General features: G+C 67.6%; 18 protein-coding genes. 13 read left to right on the top strand and 5 right to left on the bottom strand.

From position 1 onward, the window contains the following. The first annotated feature begins 41 nt into the window (after positions 1-41). Both EL493_RS12130 and EL493_RS12125 read left to right on the top strand, forming a co-directional pair. Positions 42-860, top strand: coding sequence for a MerR family transcriptional regulator (locus tag EL493_RS12130; protein ID WP_030202628.1), 819 nt, complete (start codon positions 42-44; stop codon positions 858-860). 69 nt (positions 861-929) lie between these two features. Then, positions 930-1,295: a DUF732 domain-containing protein gene (locus EL493_RS12125; RefSeq protein ID WP_019045889.1), complete on the top strand. Its 366-nt coding sequence runs from the start codon at positions 930-932 to the stop codon at positions 1,293-1,295. Here EL493_RS12125 and EL493_RS12120 read toward each other — a convergent pair. After that, positions 1,292-2,563 (bottom strand): phthiocerol/phthiodiolone dimycocerosyl transferase family protein, encoded by a 1,272-nt coding sequence (locus EL493_RS12120; RefSeq protein WP_019045888.1) that lies wholly within the window; start codon positions 2,561-2,563, stop codon positions 1,292-1,294. The two genes, EL493_RS12125 and EL493_RS12120, sit on opposite strands and share 4 nt — an antisense overlap. Positions 2,564-2,679: 116 nt before the next feature. Continuing rightward, on the bottom strand, positions 2,680-4,080 hold the full coding sequence (locus tag EL493_RS12115; protein ID WP_174436012.1) for a glycine--tRNA ligase: 1,401 nt from the start codon (positions 4,078-4,080) through the stop codon (positions 2,680-2,682). Between the two features lie 165 nt (positions 4,081-4,245). On the opposite strand from EL493_RS12115, the gene EL493_RS12110 reads away from it, so the two are divergent. From EL493_RS12110 to EL493_RS12065, 10 genes are all read left to right on the top strand, one after another. Next, a complete protein-coding gene (locus EL493_RS12110; RefSeq protein ID WP_019045886.1) occupies positions 4,246-4,596 on the top strand; it encodes an ArsR/SmtB family transcription factor in 351 nt (116 codons plus the stop codon). Between the two features lie 4 nt (positions 4,597-4,600). Further along, entirely contained in the window at positions 4,601-5,050 is a 450-nt protein-coding gene (locus EL493_RS12105; protein ID WP_019045885.1) for a Fur family transcriptional regulator, read from the top strand. Between the two features lie 126 nt (positions 5,051-5,176). Beyond that, positions 5,177-5,467, top strand: a complete 291-nt coding sequence (locus EL493_RS12100; RefSeq protein ID WP_019045884.1) for a hypothetical protein — start codon at positions 5,177-5,179, stop codon at positions 5,465-5,467. Next, a complete protein-coding gene (locus EL493_RS12095) occupies positions 5,467-7,323 on the top strand; it encodes an alpha/beta hydrolase (protein ID WP_022567219.1) in 1,857 nt (618 codons plus the stop codon). The genes EL493_RS12100 and EL493_RS12095 overlap by 1 nt, the downstream gene beginning before the upstream one ends. Beyond that, positions 7,320-7,823 (top strand): hypothetical protein, encoded by a 504-nt coding sequence (locus tag EL493_RS12090; protein ID WP_022567218.1) that lies wholly within the window; start codon positions 7,320-7,322, stop codon positions 7,821-7,823. Before EL493_RS12095 ends, EL493_RS12090 begins: the two co-directional genes overlap by 4 nt. Next, complete coding sequence (locus EL493_RS12085) at positions 7,820-8,338, top strand: hypothetical protein (RefSeq protein ID WP_019045882.1); 519 nt, start codon at positions 7,820-7,822, stop codon at positions 8,336-8,338. The genes EL493_RS12090 and EL493_RS12085 overlap by 4 nt, the downstream gene beginning before the upstream one ends. A gap of 203 nt (positions 8,339-8,541) precedes the next feature. Continuing rightward, positions 8,542-9,126, top strand: a complete 585-nt coding sequence (locus tag EL493_RS12080; RefSeq protein ID WP_022567217.1) for a DUF3558 domain-containing protein — start codon at positions 8,542-8,544, stop codon at positions 9,124-9,126. 10 nt (positions 9,127-9,136) lie between these two features. Further along, a complete protein-coding gene (locus EL493_RS12075; RefSeq protein WP_019045880.1) occupies positions 9,137-9,517 on the top strand; it encodes a hypothetical protein in 381 nt (126 codons plus the stop codon). Further along, on the top strand, positions 9,514-10,821 hold the full coding sequence (locus tag EL493_RS12070; protein ID WP_019045879.1) for a hypothetical protein: 1,308 nt from the start codon (positions 9,514-9,516) through the stop codon (positions 10,819-10,821). The genes EL493_RS12075 and EL493_RS12070 overlap by 4 nt, the downstream gene beginning before the upstream one ends. Then, the gene (locus EL493_RS12065; RefSeq protein WP_019045878.1) at positions 10,808-11,578 is read left to right on the top strand and encodes an ESX secretion-associated protein EspG; all 771 of its coding nucleotides are present in this window, start codon (positions 10,808-10,810) and stop codon (positions 11,576-11,578) included. Before EL493_RS12070 ends, EL493_RS12065 begins: the two co-directional genes overlap by 14 nt. A gap of 6 nt (positions 11,579-11,584) precedes the next feature. Here EL493_RS12065 and EL493_RS12060 read toward each other — a convergent pair whose 3' ends face one another. The 3 genes from EL493_RS12060 to EL493_RS33525 all read right to left on the bottom strand — a co-directional run bounded on the left by EL493_RS12060 (position 11,585) and on the right by EL493_RS33525 (position 14,337). After that, a complete protein-coding gene (locus EL493_RS12060; RefSeq protein WP_022567216.1) occupies positions 11,585-12,418 on the bottom strand; it encodes a hypothetical protein in 834 nt (277 codons plus the stop codon). A gap of 484 nt (positions 12,419-12,902) precedes the next feature. Beyond that, a complete protein-coding gene (locus EL493_RS12055) occupies positions 12,903-13,229 on the bottom strand; it encodes a MafI family immunity protein (RefSeq protein WP_019045876.1) in 327 nt (108 codons plus the stop codon). A gap of 139 nt (positions 13,230-13,368) precedes the next feature. Further along, positions 13,369-14,337: a hypothetical protein gene (locus EL493_RS33525; RefSeq protein WP_019045875.1), complete on the bottom strand. Its 969-nt coding sequence runs from the start codon at positions 14,335-14,337 to the stop codon at positions 13,369-13,371. A 103-nt stretch (positions 14,338-14,440) separates the two neighbouring features. Between EL493_RS33525 and EL493_RS12045 the strand changes: the two genes are divergently transcribed. Next, positions 14,441-15,049, top strand: a complete 609-nt coding sequence (locus EL493_RS12045; RefSeq protein ID WP_019045874.1) for a TetR/AcrR family transcriptional regulator — start codon at positions 14,441-14,443, stop codon at positions 15,047-15,049. The last annotated feature ends 73 nt before the right edge of the window (positions 15,050-15,122 follow it).

The raw sequence follows: 15,122 nt of genomic DNA, 5'->3' as shown, positions 1-15,122 counted from the left end.
CTTGACCCTCACACCGTGTGAGGCCGTAGACCGGGAGCGTCATGTTCAGTATCGGAGATTTCGCCAGACACGGTCAGGTGTCGGTGCGCATGCTGCGCCACTACGACGCCGTCGGATTGCTGCGACCTGCCCGGGTGGACCCGGGCACCGGCTACCGGTTCTACACCGCCGCCCAGCTGGCCCAGCTGAACCGGCTCGTCGCGCTCAAGGAGCTGGGGTTCACGCTGGAACAGGTGGGCCGGATGCTCGACCCGGGTCCCGAGCCCGGCGAGCTGCGCGGCATGCTCGCGGTGCGCCGGGCGGAGCTGGAGCAGCGGATCGCGGCCGACAGCGCCCGGTTGACCGAGGTCGAGGTGCGACTCCGCATCATCGAGAAGGAGGGCGTCATGCCCGATCAGGATGTCGTCGTGAAGTCCCTGCCCGCGGTCCGGGTGGCCGAATCGACCGGGGTCGCCGCGGGATTCGAGCCCGCCGCGATCAGCCCCGTGATCCAGCCGCTGTTCGGCGGGCTCTGGGAGAAGATCACCGAGGCCGGGATCCCGGTGGTCGGGCCCGCCATCGCGTACTACCGCGAGCTGCCCGACGGCACCGTCGGCATCCACGCGTGCGTGCCGGTGAATGTGGAACCCGAGGCCGCGCCGGGCTTCTCGATCGTCGACCTGCCCGCGCTGGGCCAGGTGGCGACCACCATCCATCGCGGCAGTGTCGACGGGATCGGCGCGGCGTGGCAGGCGCTGGGCCGCTGGGTGGAGGACAACGGCTACCGCACCGCGGCGCCGGTCCGCGAGGTCACCCTGGAATGGACTCCCGATCCCGACGGGTGGGTCACCGAGCTCCAGGAGCCGATCGCGCCGCGGTGATCCTTGCGGGAATTGTTGTCGGACAGTCGATCTAGAGTTGCGGAAGATCGACGGAAAGAGGACACAGTCATGCTGAAGTACCGGATCACCGTGGCGGCCGCGGCGTGTGCCGCACTCCTGGCGGGCGCCGGCCTCGCCCAGGCGGCGAGTCCCGAGGACGAGACGCTCTTCCTCGACACGGCACGGCACTACTCGCCGTCGCTGCTGTGGCAGTCCGACGAGGGACTGCTCGACGTGGGCTACGCGATGTGCGAGGTGTTCGACTCGCGCGGGGTGAGTCCCGACGTGTTGCGCAAGGTCATCGGGTTCGGCACCGAGGGTGGATTCACCGAGCCGGAGACGCGCAATCTCATGGGCGCGGCCACCCGCGGGCTGTGTCCGCAGCACGGCGACGCGCTCATGATCGCGTTCGGTGAGATGGTCGAGGGCCGTTAGGCGCTGGCCGCTTCCGCCGCGGCGGGGCGGCCGGTCAGCTCGGCGGCGACCGCGGGCAGCAGTTCGGTGGCCCGCGGCCCGCCGCCGAGCCGAGCCAGGGTGAGCCTGCCGAGGTAGGTGTAGACGAGGAAGGTCACGGCCGCCGAACCACCGGTGGACGGACGGGGATGGGCCGAGAGGTAGACGATCTCGTAGTCGTCGAGGATCAGCCCGGCCGGCGCGCGGAAGGTGGGGACCGTGCCGGTGTTGGTCAGGGCGATGTGCCCGGCGGTGGAGTGCACGCGGGTGGAACCGAAGAAGTCGGGGAAGTGCAGCACCGACTGTTCGATCACGCCGTCGGCCAGGTCGTCGTGCAGCGCGGTGCCGATCCGGCGCGCCAGCGCGACGATGTCGTCGGTGTCGGTGACGTCGGTGGTGAACGCGGCAAGCCCGGAGATGTTGGTGCCCGCGGCGGCCGCCAGCGGCGGGTCGAGACGCCTGCGCATGTCGACCGGATAGAGACAGCCGACCTGCGCGACATCGTAGAGCGTGGCGAACGCGCGCAACGCCGCCGCGGTGACCAGGCCGTTCACACTCACCGCATGGGTCCGCGCCAGCTCCAGCACCCGCGCGGTCTCGGTGGGGTCCAGGTGGATCCGGTCCGGGCGGGCCAGCGCGGGCGTCGCCGCCGGCGAGGGTTCGACCACCCCGACCGCGTCCGCGACGACCAGCGGCCGGATCACGGCTTCGAGACCCGACTTCGGTCCGCGCGTGGTCCCCCGCCGCGCCAGCAACGACTCCAGCGACACCGGGTACTCCCGGGCCGCGGCCGCGATGGTGCCGGTCTCCACGTGGTCGGTGTAGTACCCCCACAGCCGCTCGAACAGTTCCACGCAGTGCGCGGCGTCGGCGACGCTGTGGTGCACGAAGAGGGTGACCCTGGCCCGATCCTCTTCGGCGAGAACCACATCCAGATAACCCAGCTGGGCGCCGGGATCCATCGACTCGGTGGGAATCCGTACCTCGTCCGGATCACCGAAACTCACCCACGCGCCGACCGGCTCGATATCGCCGGGGCGCACCAGGATTCCGGTCTCGGTGTCGTCCTCAACGATCCGGCAGACCAGGATCGGGAAGGCGCGCTGCAGCGCCGCGAAGGCCGCGCCCAGCGCCGCGGCGTCGAGTTCACCGCGTACGGTGACCGAGCGTCCGGTGAAGGTGGCGTGCCGGACGAATCGTTGTTCCGAGGGGTCGAGCACCCGCACCACGTCTTCCGGTTCCCACAGCACAACGGAAAGAGTGCGGCACGCGGGCGGGCGATGCAAACCATCAGGTACGCACTGTGATCACCTGCACGCGCGAGAGCCCGCACCATGACTCGGTGCGGGCTCTCGCTACGGTCGGATCAGGCGCCGATGAGGTGGGTGGCCAGGTAGGACTCCACCTTGTCCAGGGCGATGCGTTCCTGGGCCATCGAGTCGCGTTCGCGGATGGTCACGGCCTGGTCGTCGAGGGTGTCGAAGTCGACCGTGATGCAGAACGGGGTACCGATCTCGTCCTGACGGCGGTAGCGGCGGCCGATGGCGCCCGCGTCGTCGAAGTCGACGTTCCAGTTGCGGCGCAGCTGGGCGGCGAGGTCCTTGGCCTTGGGCGTCAGGTCGGCGTTGCGCGAGAGCGGCAGCACCGCGGCCTTGACCGGCGACAGACGGCGGTCCAGGCGCAGCACCGTGCGCACGTCGACGCCGCCCTTGGCGTTGGGGGCCTCGTCCTCGGCGTAGGCGTCGACCAGGAACGCCATCAGCGAACGGGTCAGACCGGCCGCGGGCTCGATGACGTACGGGATGTAGCGCTCACCGGAGGCCTGATCGAAGAAGCTCAGATCGGTGCCGGAGTGCTCCGAGTGCGTCTTGAGGTCGTAGTCGGTGCGGTTGGCGATGCCCTCGAGCTCGCCCCACTCGCTGCCCTGGAAGCGGAAGCGGTACTCGATGTCGGTGGTGCCGGCCGAGTAGTGCGACAGCTTTTCCTTGGGGTGGTCGTAGAGGCGCAGGTTGTCGGGATCGATGCCGAGGTCGGTGTACCAGGCCAGGCGGGTGTCGATCCAGTACTTGTGCCACTCGGCGTCTTCGCCGGGCTTGACGAAGAACTCCATCTCCATCTGCTCGAACTCGCGGGTCCGGAAGATGAAGTTGCCGGGGGTGATCTCGTTGCGGAAGCTCTTGCCGATCTGGGCGATGCCGAACGGCGGCTTCTTGCGCGCGGTGGTCTCGACGTTCTTGTAGTTGACGAAGATGCCCTGCGCGGTCTCGGGACGGAGGTAGTGCAGGCCCTCTTCGTCGTCGACCGGGCCGAGGAAGGTCTTGAGCAGACCGGAGAAGTTCTTCGGCTCGGTCCACTTGCCGGGCTGGCCGGTCTCGGGGTCGTTGATGTCGGCCAGGCCGTTGGCCGGCGGGTGGCCGTGCTTCTCCTCGTAGGCCTCGAGCAGGTGGTCGGCACGGTAGCGCTTGTGCGTGTGCAGCGACTCGACCAGCGGGTCGGAGAAGGTCTCGACGTGGCCGGAGGCCTCCCAGACCTGGCGCGGCAGGATCACCGAGGAGTCCAGGCCCACGACGTCGTCGCGGCTGGTCACCATGGTGCGCCACCACTGCCGCTTGATGTTCTCCTTCAGTTCGACGCCCAGCGGACCGTAGTCCCACGCCGACTTGGTGCCTCCGTAGATCTCACCGCACGGGTAGACCAGACCCCGGCGCTTGGCGAGGTTGGCAACGGTGTCCACCTTCGACTTGGGTGCCACGCGAGATTTCTCCATCCCTTGGGAGTCGGACAGTATTCAGTCAAGCGTATCGGCACCGGCCAACCGGTTTTGCACCGCACGGGGTGAAGTGACGCCCCGACCGGCCTTCGCGCGTGCCACATTCGACATGCGCACCTTTGCATGTCAAAATGGCATCGGTTTCCATTAAGGAGTTGGTTGATGACCACCGATGCCACCGCAGCGCACACGCACAGTCCGTACCACTCGCCCGCCCCGGCGACGGTACCCGCCCGGCAGGTACTCGAGGACGCGGGCGAGCTGTTGCGCGCGCTCGCGGCCCCGGTGCGGATCGCCATCGTGCTCCAGCTGCGCGAGTCGCCGCGCTGCGTGCACGAGCTGGTCGACGCGCTCGGCGTCACCCAGCCGCTGGTCAGCCAGCACCTGCGCATTCTCAAGTCGGCCGGGGTAGTGCACGGGGAGCGATCCGGCCGCGAGGTGCTCTACGAACTCGTCGACGACCATCTGGCGCATATCGTCGTCGACGCCGTCGCCCATGCCGAGGAAGGGTAATCCGTTGGCAGACAATCTTTCCGGCAAGCAGGTCGGAGTCCGCAGCACCCGTCAGCGCAGTGCCATCTCGGCACTGCTCGGCGATATCGACGAGTTCCGCTCCGCGCAGGAACTGCACGACGAGCTGCGCAAACGCGGCGAGGGCATCGGCCTGACCACCGTCTACCGCACGCTGCAGTCGTTGGCCGACGCGGGCATGGTCGACGTGTTGCGCACCGACTCGGGCGAGTCGGTGTACCGGCAGTGCTCGAGCGGGCACCACCATCACCTGGTGTGCCGCCACTGCGGCCGCACCGTCGAGGTCGAGGGCCCGACCGTCGAGGCCTGGGCCGCCACCATCGCGGGCGAGCACGGTTTCACCGACGTGAGCCACACCCTGGAGATCTTCGGCACCTGCCGCGATTGCGTGCGCGCCCGGGCCACCGCCGCGGAGGATCAGCCCGCCTCGGTCTGATCATGTGACTCACGTCACATCACGGAACCCTCGCTCCGAGTGCCCCGTCCAACCCTCACGAAGAGTCCGATCCGTGCGGCGGTACCGACGGCCACCGGCCGCTTCGGCGCCTGAGGAGGGGGAATCGTGAGCACGCTGGGTGTCGAACCCGATCAGTTGAAGACGTTGGCGACCACGTGGCGGCAGGAGGCCGACGGCGTCGGCACGCTGCCCTGGACGGCGATGAGCGAGGCCACCGGCGAGGGCAGCGAGGTACTGGCCGTCGCCCGCGCGCTGGCCGATCCCGCCCAGCAGGCGATGTCGTCGATCACGACCAGGCTCACCACCCTGGCCGATCTGGTCGACAAGTTCTCGGCCGACATCCAGGCCAAGGACGGCGAGATCGCCGGCGAGATCGGGAAGCTGCAGGCCCGCTGATGCGCCCGACCCTCCCCCAGCTCGACGGCTGGAATCTCGACGGTCTGCACCGCGCCGCCGACGCCGCGCGCGCCAACGCCGATGTGGTGTCCACCTCGGTCGACGACTGCTCCCGCGCCGTGTCGACCACCGGCAGCTGGTTCGGCCAGACCCGCGACGCGGCGGGCAGGCGGATCGACGAAGAGGTCGACCACGGCTACGAGGTGCGCACCGTACTGCTGCGCATCGCCGACGATGCCGAAGACGCCTACCTCGGCCTGAAACACGCCCGAACCTATGTGCTCGACCAGCGCGACCTCGCCGTCGGCCAGGGTTTCACCGTCGAATCCGACGGACGGGTCAGCCACACCGATCCGGAGAAGGAAGGCGCGGCAGGAGTATTCCAGCTCAACCTGTTCGGCGGTCTCGACGAGATCGAACGCCTGGACGGCCAGTTCGGCACCAGCCTGAAGGAATCCCTGGCCGACCTCACCGCGATCCGCGACGGCCAGCCCGACATCACCCTCGCCGACGGCTCGATCCAGGACCCCGACACTGTCGCGACGCAACTGGCCGGGATGTCGGCCGACGAGCGCGCCACGTTCCTGGCGGGATTGAGTCCCGAGGCGCAACGTCAGCTGGTGATCGCCGCGCCGGAAAAACTCGGCAACCTCAACGGTGTGCCGTTCGCGATGCGGATCGATGCCAACGAGATCAACATCCGCAATGCGCTGACGGCGGAAAAGGCGAAGCCGAATCCGGATTCCTCGCGGGTGAAACAGCTCGAGGCGATGCTCGCACCGATCCCGAACCCGGACGGTGCGGGTGATCGCGACACCGTGGCCGCGGCGACCGGTGACGGCGCCACGCCCCGCCTGGACATGGTCGACCGCAAGTTCGTCATGTTCAGCCAGGAAGGCAACGGGCGGATGATCGAAATGCTCGGCACCATGAAGTCCGGGGCGCCCGGCGTCGGTGTCTACGTGCCCGGCACGTCGACGAATCTGAACGGTTCCGGATCCAATCACGTGGCCGCGTGGAATCTCGCCGACCAGACCGGCGGCCCGATCTTCCTCTATATGGAAGGCGATTTCCCGCAGAGCCTGACCAGCCTGTCCGACGGCGCCCCGAGCCCGTCGTTCGCCGCGGACATGGCGCCCAAACTGGTCGATTTCGGCCGCGAGATCGACCGTGAAGTGGCCGCCACGAGCCCCGGAACCCCCGTCACCTATGTCGGCCATTCCTACGGCGGCTCGATCGTCGGCTCCGCCGAACAGCTCGGCCTGCGCGCCGACCGCATCGTGCACGCCTCCTCCGCGGGCACCGGCGTCTTCGACACCGGCTGGAACAATCCCAACCCGAACGTCCAGCGGTATTCGATGACGGCGCCGGGTGATCTGATCGGAGTGGTGCAGTCGTATCCCGAAGGGGGACTGACCATTCCGGGTGGAATACATCTGCCGGGGAATCCGCACGCGTCCGAGATTCTCGGTGGGGATCCGGACGAGGCGCCGGGGGTCATCCGGTTGGATACGGGTTACTACAGCGACAGGTCGGCCGACCACGCCGGCGAAGTGGTCTTCGGAACCGACGGCCACGGCGAATACTGGGACGATCCCGGATCCACCGCATTTCAGAACATCGTCGGCGTCATCGAGGGTTCGTCGGCGACGGCCTACGTCGAGCGTGGCATCGAGACCTCCTATGTCGATATCGGATTGGGCGACAACGGAAACGGTGGCAAGGAGTCCTTCGACGCCGCCAAAGCGGCCGCGGCCCAGCAGGCCGCCAAGGCTTTGGGCATCGATATCGACCCGTACGCCGGTCCGCGGGTCACCGACAACCCGGACCGTGGCGCACGGATCGGAATCCGATGAGAATCGCCGCAGTAATCGCCGTGGCGGCAGCACTCCTGTCCGGGTGCGGCCTCCTCGAAGAAAAAGGCCCGACCAACGACGAGGTGCTGAAGCACAGCGGTCTCACCGTCGCGACCGCCAGGCCGATCGTCGCCGACAATTTCGAGCTGATCTGGCCGACGCCGCTCTCCGTCGATCCGGCAACGGTTGACGTCAGCAGAGGCTGCCGGAGCCGGATGGACTCCATTCGCGCGGAGGGCCCACCGTGGCGCCCGAACTACACACGGGAAATCGTGAACCCGTCGCAGGAGTTCATCGACCGCGCCATGAGCAATCTCGAGGCGATGACCAGCCGCGGGTTCACACTGGTGCCGAGCCAGAATCCGGACCAGGACACGGTGAGCAGGTTCTATCGGGACTCACGCGGGTTCTCGGTGTCGTCGTCGCTGATCAGGGTCGGTCAGCACGACCAGGAAGTACGGTTCTCGATGGCTTCCACCTCGCCGTGTGCGGCCGAATGACGAGACCGACCGGTGCCGCCCGGCTGCTTCCGCTGCTGGTGGCGGTCATGGCGTCCACCCTCGCGGGTTGCTCCGGCTGGATCTACGAAGGGCCGAGCAACCAGGACATCGAAGACACCACCGGCTTGACGGTCGCCGAGGCGAAACCACTTGTCGCCCAGCACTTCACGCTGATATGGCCCGAACCGACAACGGTCGAACTCGGCAATGTCCGGCTCGGCAACGGCTGCCGCAACGACCCGAACTCGCTGCGGGCCGTGGGCCCGCCGTGGACGCCCTACTACGAGAAGACGAAGATCGACCCGACTCCGGAGTTCATCGACCGCGCCCTGGCAAACCTCGAGGCCATGACCGCGCACGGTTTCACCCCGGTACCCGACCCGGTCCCTGGCGACGACCCCGTGAACAGGTCCTACGAGGATTCCCGTGGATTCTCTGTCGCGGTACAGCGCCACCAGACCAGCCGCGAAACACGCTTCACCCTGACCGCGGCCTCTCCGTGCGCGGCTGAGTAGGGGTACGCGCGCCCGACGATGCCGAAGGCCGGTCCTGACAAAACCCGTGGTGGGGGATCCGACGAGGGTCGTCGTCTGTCCTCGGCGCGGTGTCCGCAGCTCCTGCCGCATGGATGCGGGCGGCCAAGTTCGGCAAGGTTCGGACTAGACTCTGCACAGCCGTGGTCGCTCGGGGCGAGAGCGTCGCTGTCTACCAGGAGGGGATGGTCGCGATGACAGTGCGGGGCAGTGTGGTGAAGGTCGTCGGAGTTCTCGCTGTGGGGCTGGCCGCCGTCGGCTGCGCCGACAGCGAGCCGGAATCGGGGGCCACCTCGACGAGCAGTGTGAGTGTGGCGGCGAGTCCCAGTTCGGTGGATGCCGAGGCGAAGGTGTGGGATCCGTGTTCGCTCCCGGATTCGGCCGTCAGTGGGGTGGGGTTGAATGCGGGGAGTAAGACCAAGGATGTCGCCGGTGTCGACTTCACCGGGTGGAAGGTCTGCGCCTGGAAAGACCCCGCGAATCAATACAGCATCGCGCTCATGTCGTCCGAGCACACCCTGGCCGAGTCCAGGCAGCAGACGACGAAGTACACCGGCTTCACCGATCTGCAGGTCGGCGAGCACAACGCGCTCCAGTTCCGACCGATCGGCGCATCTAGCGATCTTGCCTGCTATGTCAGCGTCGAGGTCGCCGACGGTTCTGTCGACTTCCATCTACAGAACCGCGTTTCGGCGAAGAATCCGCCCGAACCGTGTGCCGAGGCGACACGTATCGCCAATGCCCTGGCCGCATACCTCCCAGCGAACTGATGGTGACGAGATGATTCTCGGCGTCGATCCGAAGCAGTGGAATCAGCTGTTGACCCAAGCGAACGCGGGTGAATTGGCGCTCGATCCGGAAGTCGGCCGCGATCTCGATCGAGTGTGCGATGACCACATCGCCCGTCTCGAAGACGTGTTCGCATCGGTCGAGCGCGTAAGCCGAATCTCGGGGTTCGGCACATTCGATTCGAGCAAGACGCTGGAGGACAAGTTTTCTCTCACCGCATCGGGTGGCGACCGAGCGCTGGACACCGTTCTCCGACAGCACATCGAAGCCGTGCAAACAGCGAAAGAAGTTGTCGCCAAGGCGATTGCCAACTTCGTCGCCCAGGATGAAAACTCCGGCGCCCAGATCACCGCGGCGGGAGGCCCGTTGTGACCTACGAGGAGTACAAGAGCCGGGTGATCGCCGCGCAGGAACAGTGGAACACCGAGCGCGCCGGGATCTACAACCGCCAGAAATCGGGCAACTACGCCTCCATCTTCAGTGGCGACACCCAACCGCCGCACATCGGCACCCCGGACAACTACGACAGTCTCTCGCTGGCGGACATGCAGGCCGCGGTGGCCGCGATGAAACCGAAGCTGGTCGACGACGCGGTCACGGCGTGGGCCAATATCGGGATGAACCTGATGGGCACGTTCTACAAGTTCAATCAGGAGTTCGCCCGCACCGTCACCGGCGTCGGTGATCGCGGCGGCTGGACGGGACTCGCCGCCGACGCCGCGGTGCAAGCCGTGAACAGCTATGCGGAGCAGTCGATTCCGCTGTCGCAGGCGGCTACGGCGATCAGCCTGAAACTGTCGGAGATGCGTACCGGCATCGAGGAGACCCAGGCGTTGATGCCGGGTCTGACCGCCAGGGAGAGCGTCACCGGCAAGACGCTGCCCGGCGACGGCGTGATGAAGGTCGACGAACACAATCAGCAGGAGGCCACCGACGAGGCCCGGCGGATTCTGCGCACGGTCTACGGTCAGGTCGCCGTCCAGACCGACAACGGCGTGCCCTTCCTGCCCACCGCGCCCACCATCACCGACAGCACCGGCGACACCGGGTTGACGGGCGGCACCGGCGGGGCGAACAACGGTGGCACACAGGATCAGTCGGCCGGTACCGGTTCACTCGACGAGACCACCGCGGACGGCACGACACCGAATTCCACGGATGACGGTTCTTCCGGCGACGACACCGAAACTTCTTCGACTACACCGTCCGCCACGGAGGCCAACACCACGACGCAGAGCACGACACCGCAATCCACGACAGCGGGTTCGACCACGCCCGGCACCACGTCGACCAGTCCGGGCACCGGCACCACGCCGCTGGGGGGCGGCGGATCGGCGGGCGGCAGCCGGGGGTCCCTGGGGAGTCGGCAACCGGGAACGCCGGGCAGCGGGAATCCCGGTGTGGCGTCACCGGGGCGCAGCGTCCCCGGGAACCAATCACCCGGCGCGGCGGCAGCGGCCAGTCGTGCGGGCTCGGCCGCCGGTGGTCGTGGCGCGACCGGCATGTCGGGGATGGGCGCGCCCGGCGCCCATCGCGGCGGCGCGGACGACGAGCGGACCAAGGGCATCCCCGAGTACCTGATCACCCAGGAGAACGGAGACGAGTTGATCGGTGCGGACGGAATCAGGACAGTGCCCCCGGTGATCGGCGGAGACCTCGACAGTGCATCGAACTGAATTCACCGGCACCGAGTTCGAGATCCTGTGGTCGGGCTACGGTCGTGACCGTCTCCCCTACCCGTTGCAGTACCGCACCGATATCGCGGACTTCGACGAGCTGAAACGGCATCGGGAGGCCGCGGTCGAGAGCCTGCTCCGCAAATACGATCCCGCGGTCGAACACGCGCTGACGGTCCTGCTCGATCCCGATGCCAGAGTCGAATCCAAAGGGTTTGTCGGACAAGACGACTCGCATGCCATCCGCTTCCACGGTGCGATCCGGGGGCCCGTGGGCGCCACTCTCACCCAGGCGCGGGGCAGCGCGGCGGATGTGGGCGGCGATGTCGTGCTGACCTACTGCACCGCCGACCAGGTGGCCGCGCTCACGGTCGCGGCGCTCCCTCGCGCGAAGCCGGGCACCAGGTCACCGGTCGAGGTGCGCCGCGAACAACTCGCCGCCGAGGAAGAGCACTTCGAATACCGGGCCGGCCAGCTCAGCTCCGCCGACCAGCTCAACCGCATCTTCCAGCGCCGCCGCCACGCCTTCGGCGAGATCTCCGCCTTCTCCGGTCCCGCTGTCGACGCCCGCCCCGGCCCCGGCCGCACCTTCTGGTGGATGGACTACGACGACGGCCGCTACTACGTCAAAACCGGCGACCCCATCATCGCCGAACCCCTCTCCACCGACCGCATGATCGCCGGCATCCGCCGCATGCTGCTGCGCGCCCAGCGCTACCACCAGGAATTCGGCGAGCCGGACGAACGCCTCGCCTGAGACCCCTCACCACCCGCCGTCGAACACGGCGTGCAACGCGGGCGCCGGATCGGCGACAGTCGTCGCATTCGCCGCGGCGACCACCCCGAACAGCACCCCCAGTCCCACCGCGACAACCGCCGACCCCGTCACCACTCGCCGCAGCCGCCGCTCCGCGAACCCCGCCCGCGCCCGCCACAGCGCCACCCCGGCCCCGAGACTTCCGAGCGCCACCAGCCCCGCGATCACCACCATCGCCAGGTGATACAGCGAGAAGTCCTCCACCATCACCTCGACAGCGGGCGACCACCCCTGCGCACTCCCCAACTCCCGGTCGACCTGCCCGAGCACGACCGAAAGCTCCTCCCCCACAGCCCCTTCCATGACCATCGGAAGCACCGACGAATACGGCGCCACCGCCCCTTGCACATTGACCATCACCGCCACCAACGCGACCAACCCCGCCCCCAGCGTGGAGCTTCCCGCGAATCCGAGCGCGATCCGGAAGCCCCGCGAACGACCGGCCGCCTGCCGAAACGACCGCCAGACCACCGCTCCCAGCAGAGCCAGCACCACCAACAACCCCACTGCCACAACAGCTTTGGCGACGTGATACCAGAACCAGTAGTCCACCACGTCGGCCAGCGCCGGCGAGAACTCCCGAACACCGGTCCCCCAGTACCCGACAAAGGCTTCCTGAAGCGCAGCCCGCAACTCCCCCGCCCCGCCGATCCCCACACCGACCGCCTTCGCCGCAACAGGACCGGGCGCGAGCACAAACGCGACCACCAGCAGCCCCGCGGCGCCACCGAGAAGTGGAGTGCGCCAGCGACCGAAGCCGTCAACCGATTCCGAATTCATCTATCACCTTTCAGCCCTGTCGGGGCGCACGTGTCGCAACGCCACTCGTCCTGACTCGACTGGCGAGACTTCGATGCAGGAGCGATTGTCAACCGATCGAGTGGGTGAATGTTCGGAAAGCGAGCATCGTATGGGAGCGCTCCGACAAGATTCAACATGGCATTGTGTGGCGGATCCAGCAGGTCGCAGTCCTGTCCGTACCGAAGAATTCGCGAGACCTCGAGGCATACCACGACTTCTGTGCCGTCACCTGCCCAATGCGAACTGACAACGTCGCCGATTCTCAGCGTGCCGGAAAGACACCTCACGACGCATTCGGACAACGCTGAACCTACCGGGCGAAACTGGACGATCTCCAGACACGAGATAACATCCGCATCAACAGCTTCGAGCCTACTGTCTTCCCGCATCGGGGAGGTTCCTTCCAACCGAGGACATCATGTCTTCGTACGAGGACTGCATTCCGTGCAGAGTCCGCGTCAGCTCACTGAGCACGAACTTCGACTCCGAACCACCTGACCAGTGCATAGTCACCTCTACTGGCCATCGCCTCGACATTGGCATCGGCAACCAGCTCACCGAGACCGTCGGCGGATCGCGGCAGGTACAACGACTTCCCGGCTGCCTGCAGACGCTCGAAGTATGTGCGCGTGACCTGATGCTCGTCTTCGTACAAGCGCGAGCACAGCGTGTCGAACGCGAGTCCGTACTCACCGGCGGTGATGAAATCTCGAATGTCGTCGATTGCGCTGGGAGACGTCAGCGGCGAGTCGTCGAGAAGCCCTAGCAGCGTCCGGTCGTCATCGGTCATTGGAACCACGATACGAACCTCATCCAGGGATCGCCTGCCAGCGCGACAGGTTGCAAGGACGCGAGGGGGTTCGCATGGCCCGCAAACAGGCTGAGGCTCCGCACGAAGGTTCTCGTGCGGAGCATCGTAGGTCGTGTGGTCAGGCTGGGACGGCGACCGGGTCGGGGGTGGTGGGGGCTGTGGTGGGGGTGCGGAGGGCGCCGACGGCGAGGAGGGTCAGGCCTGCGGCGGACCAGGTGAGCAGGACTGCGAGGGGAGCCAGAGCGCCGGCGCCGTCGAAGTAGGCGATCGAGCGGAGGAGGGAGGCGGCGGCGCCGGGCGGGCAGAGCTGGCCGATGGCGCCCCAGGGCTGCGGGAGGAGTTCGGGGGCGGAGGTGGCGGCGGAGAAGGGGTTGCCGATGAGGAGCATCAGGAGGGCGCCGAGGCCGATGCCGGGGCGGCCGATGGCGGCGGCCAGGCCGACGATGGTGGTGGAGACGGTGAAGGCGGCCAGGCCGGCGATGGCGGCCAGTTCCAGGTAGGAGCCGGGGACGATCGACAGCCAGGTGTGGAAGATCAGGGTGCTGAGCAGGCCGCCCGCGACGCCGAAGGTGACCAGGCCCGCAAGCCGGGCGCCGAAACCGGGGACGAGCATGGTGAGCAGGACACCGGCGGCGATCCCCGACATCACCAGGGGCAGCACCATGGAACCGAAACCGGCGCCACGCGGATCGTCGGAATCGGTGGCGACCACGTCCTGCACCGGCGCGGCCGGGACGCCGCTGAGCTGCTGGGCCAGGGCGGTGAGCTGCTGCGCGACGGCGGGTGAGGCGGCCGAGGCGACGAGCACCTGCGGCGCGCCCTCGCCGGTGACGACGGCGCCGTAGATCTCGTTGTCGGCCAGGGCGGCGCGGGCGGCGCGGGAGTCGGTGAGGGTGCTGATGGCGAAGGAGTCGGGGCTGCGCTGCTGCAGCTGCTGGATGACCTGCGCGGACTGCGGGCCGGTGACCGCGATCGGCAGGTCACGCGGTGCGAGGTTGACGGCGGGCCAGGCGAAGGCGATCAGGAGCAGGGCCTGCAGCGCGGTGGCCGCGAGACCGAGAGCCACTGCTCGGCGGGTGATCGTCATGACATTCTCCCCTTAAAGCGAATGTTCGTTCTTTTTGATGGATCTCACGGTGACACCCCTCGCACCCGCTTGTCAAGAACGGATATTCGTTTTATTTTTAGTCATGCCCCGAGTCAGCGAAGAACACCTCGAACGCCGCAGGCAGCAGATCCTCGACGCGGCCCAGCTCTGCTTCGCCAGGAAGGGCTTCCACGAGACCTCGATGCAGGACGTGTTCACCGAATCGGGACTGTCGGCCGGCGCGGTCTACCGGTACTTCACCAGCAAGAACGAGATCATCGCCGCGCTCGTGGCGCGCACGATGACACCACTGCGGGCCCGGCTCGCCGAGATCATCCGCAGCGAGGTCGCGCCGACACCCTCGGAGGTGGTCCGGCTGCTGACCACCGAGGTGATCAAGCGCGGTGGACCCGACGGCCCGTTGCGGCTGGCGCCGCAGGCATGGGCGCTGGCGATGGTGCAGCCGGAGACGGGCGAGCCGGTGCGGTTCGCCATCGCGGCCATGCGCGATCTGTGGCGCGAGTACGCGGTGCGGATGCGCGAGCTCGGCTGGATCGCACCCGACGCCGACGTGGACGCGCTGGCCAAGACGATCATCGGCGTGCTGCCCGGCTTCATGCTGCAGCACCTGCTGCTCGACGACGCCCACCCGGACGACTTCGCCCGCGGGTTGGACGTGCTGATGTCGATCGATCCGGGCCGCGAAGGTTAGAAAGCTCACTGTTACGCACGCGGTCGAGGGGGTAGGTTCGGGTGCGGTGCCGGTCGGGGTCGAGCGCCGAAAT

Origin of the sequence: Nocardia asteroides, from assembly GCF_900637185.1 — a bacterium.
Classification (GTDB): Bacteria; Actinomycetota; Actinomycetes; order Mycobacteriales; family Mycobacteriaceae; genus Nocardia; species Nocardia asteroides.
Note: the sequence above shows the minus strand (reverse complement) of the source record. Positions and strands in the feature narration are given on the sequence as shown.

Bases quoted from the DNA above. Each gene is read 5' to 3' on its own strand.
- EL493_RS12085 (WP_019045882.1), top strand. From the start codon at position 7,820: ATGACGAGACCGACCGGTGCCGCCCGGCTGCTTCCGCTGCTGGTGGCG.
- EL493_RS12045 (WP_019045874.1), top strand. From the start codon at position 14,441: ATGCCCCGAGTCAGCGAAGAACACCTCGAACGCCGCAGGCAGCAGATC.
- EL493_RS12055 (WP_019045876.1), bottom strand. From the start codon at position 13,229: ATGACCGATGACGACCGGACGCTGCTAGGGCTTCTCGACGACTCGCCG.
- EL493_RS12130 (WP_030202628.1), top strand. From the start codon at position 42: ATGTTCAGTATCGGAGATTTCGCCAGACACGGTCAGGTGTCGGTGCGC.
- EL493_RS12110 (WP_019045886.1), top strand. From the start codon at position 4,246: ATGACCACCGATGCCACCGCAGCGCACACGCACAGTCCGTACCACTCG.
- EL493_RS12075 (WP_019045880.1), top strand. From the start codon at position 9,137: ATGATTCTCGGCGTCGATCCGAAGCAGTGGAATCAGCTGTTGACCCAA.
- EL493_RS12090 (WP_022567218.1), top strand. From the start codon at position 7,320: ATGAGAATCGCCGCAGTAATCGCCGTGGCGGCAGCACTCCTGTCCGGG.
- EL493_RS12080 (WP_022567217.1), top strand. From the start codon at position 8,542: ATGGTCGCGATGACAGTGCGGGGCAGTGTGGTGAAGGTCGTCGGAGTT.
- EL493_RS33525 (WP_019045875.1), bottom strand. From the start codon at position 14,337: ATGACGATCACCCGCCGAGCAGTGGCTCTCGGTCTCGCGGCCACCGCG.
- EL493_RS12125 (WP_019045889.1), top strand. From the start codon at position 930: ATGCTGAAGTACCGGATCACCGTGGCGGCCGCGGCGTGTGCCGCACTC.
- EL493_RS12095 (WP_022567219.1), top strand. From the start codon at position 5,467: ATGCGCCCGACCCTCCCCCAGCTCGACGGCTGGAATCTCGACGGTCTG.
- EL493_RS12060 (WP_022567216.1), bottom strand. From the start codon at position 12,418: ATGAATTCGGAATCGGTTGACGGCTTCGGTCGCTGGCGCACTCCACTT.
- EL493_RS12115 (WP_174436012.1), bottom strand. From the start codon at position 4,080: ATGGAGAAATCTCGCGTGGCACCCAAGTCGAAGGTGGACACCGTTGCC.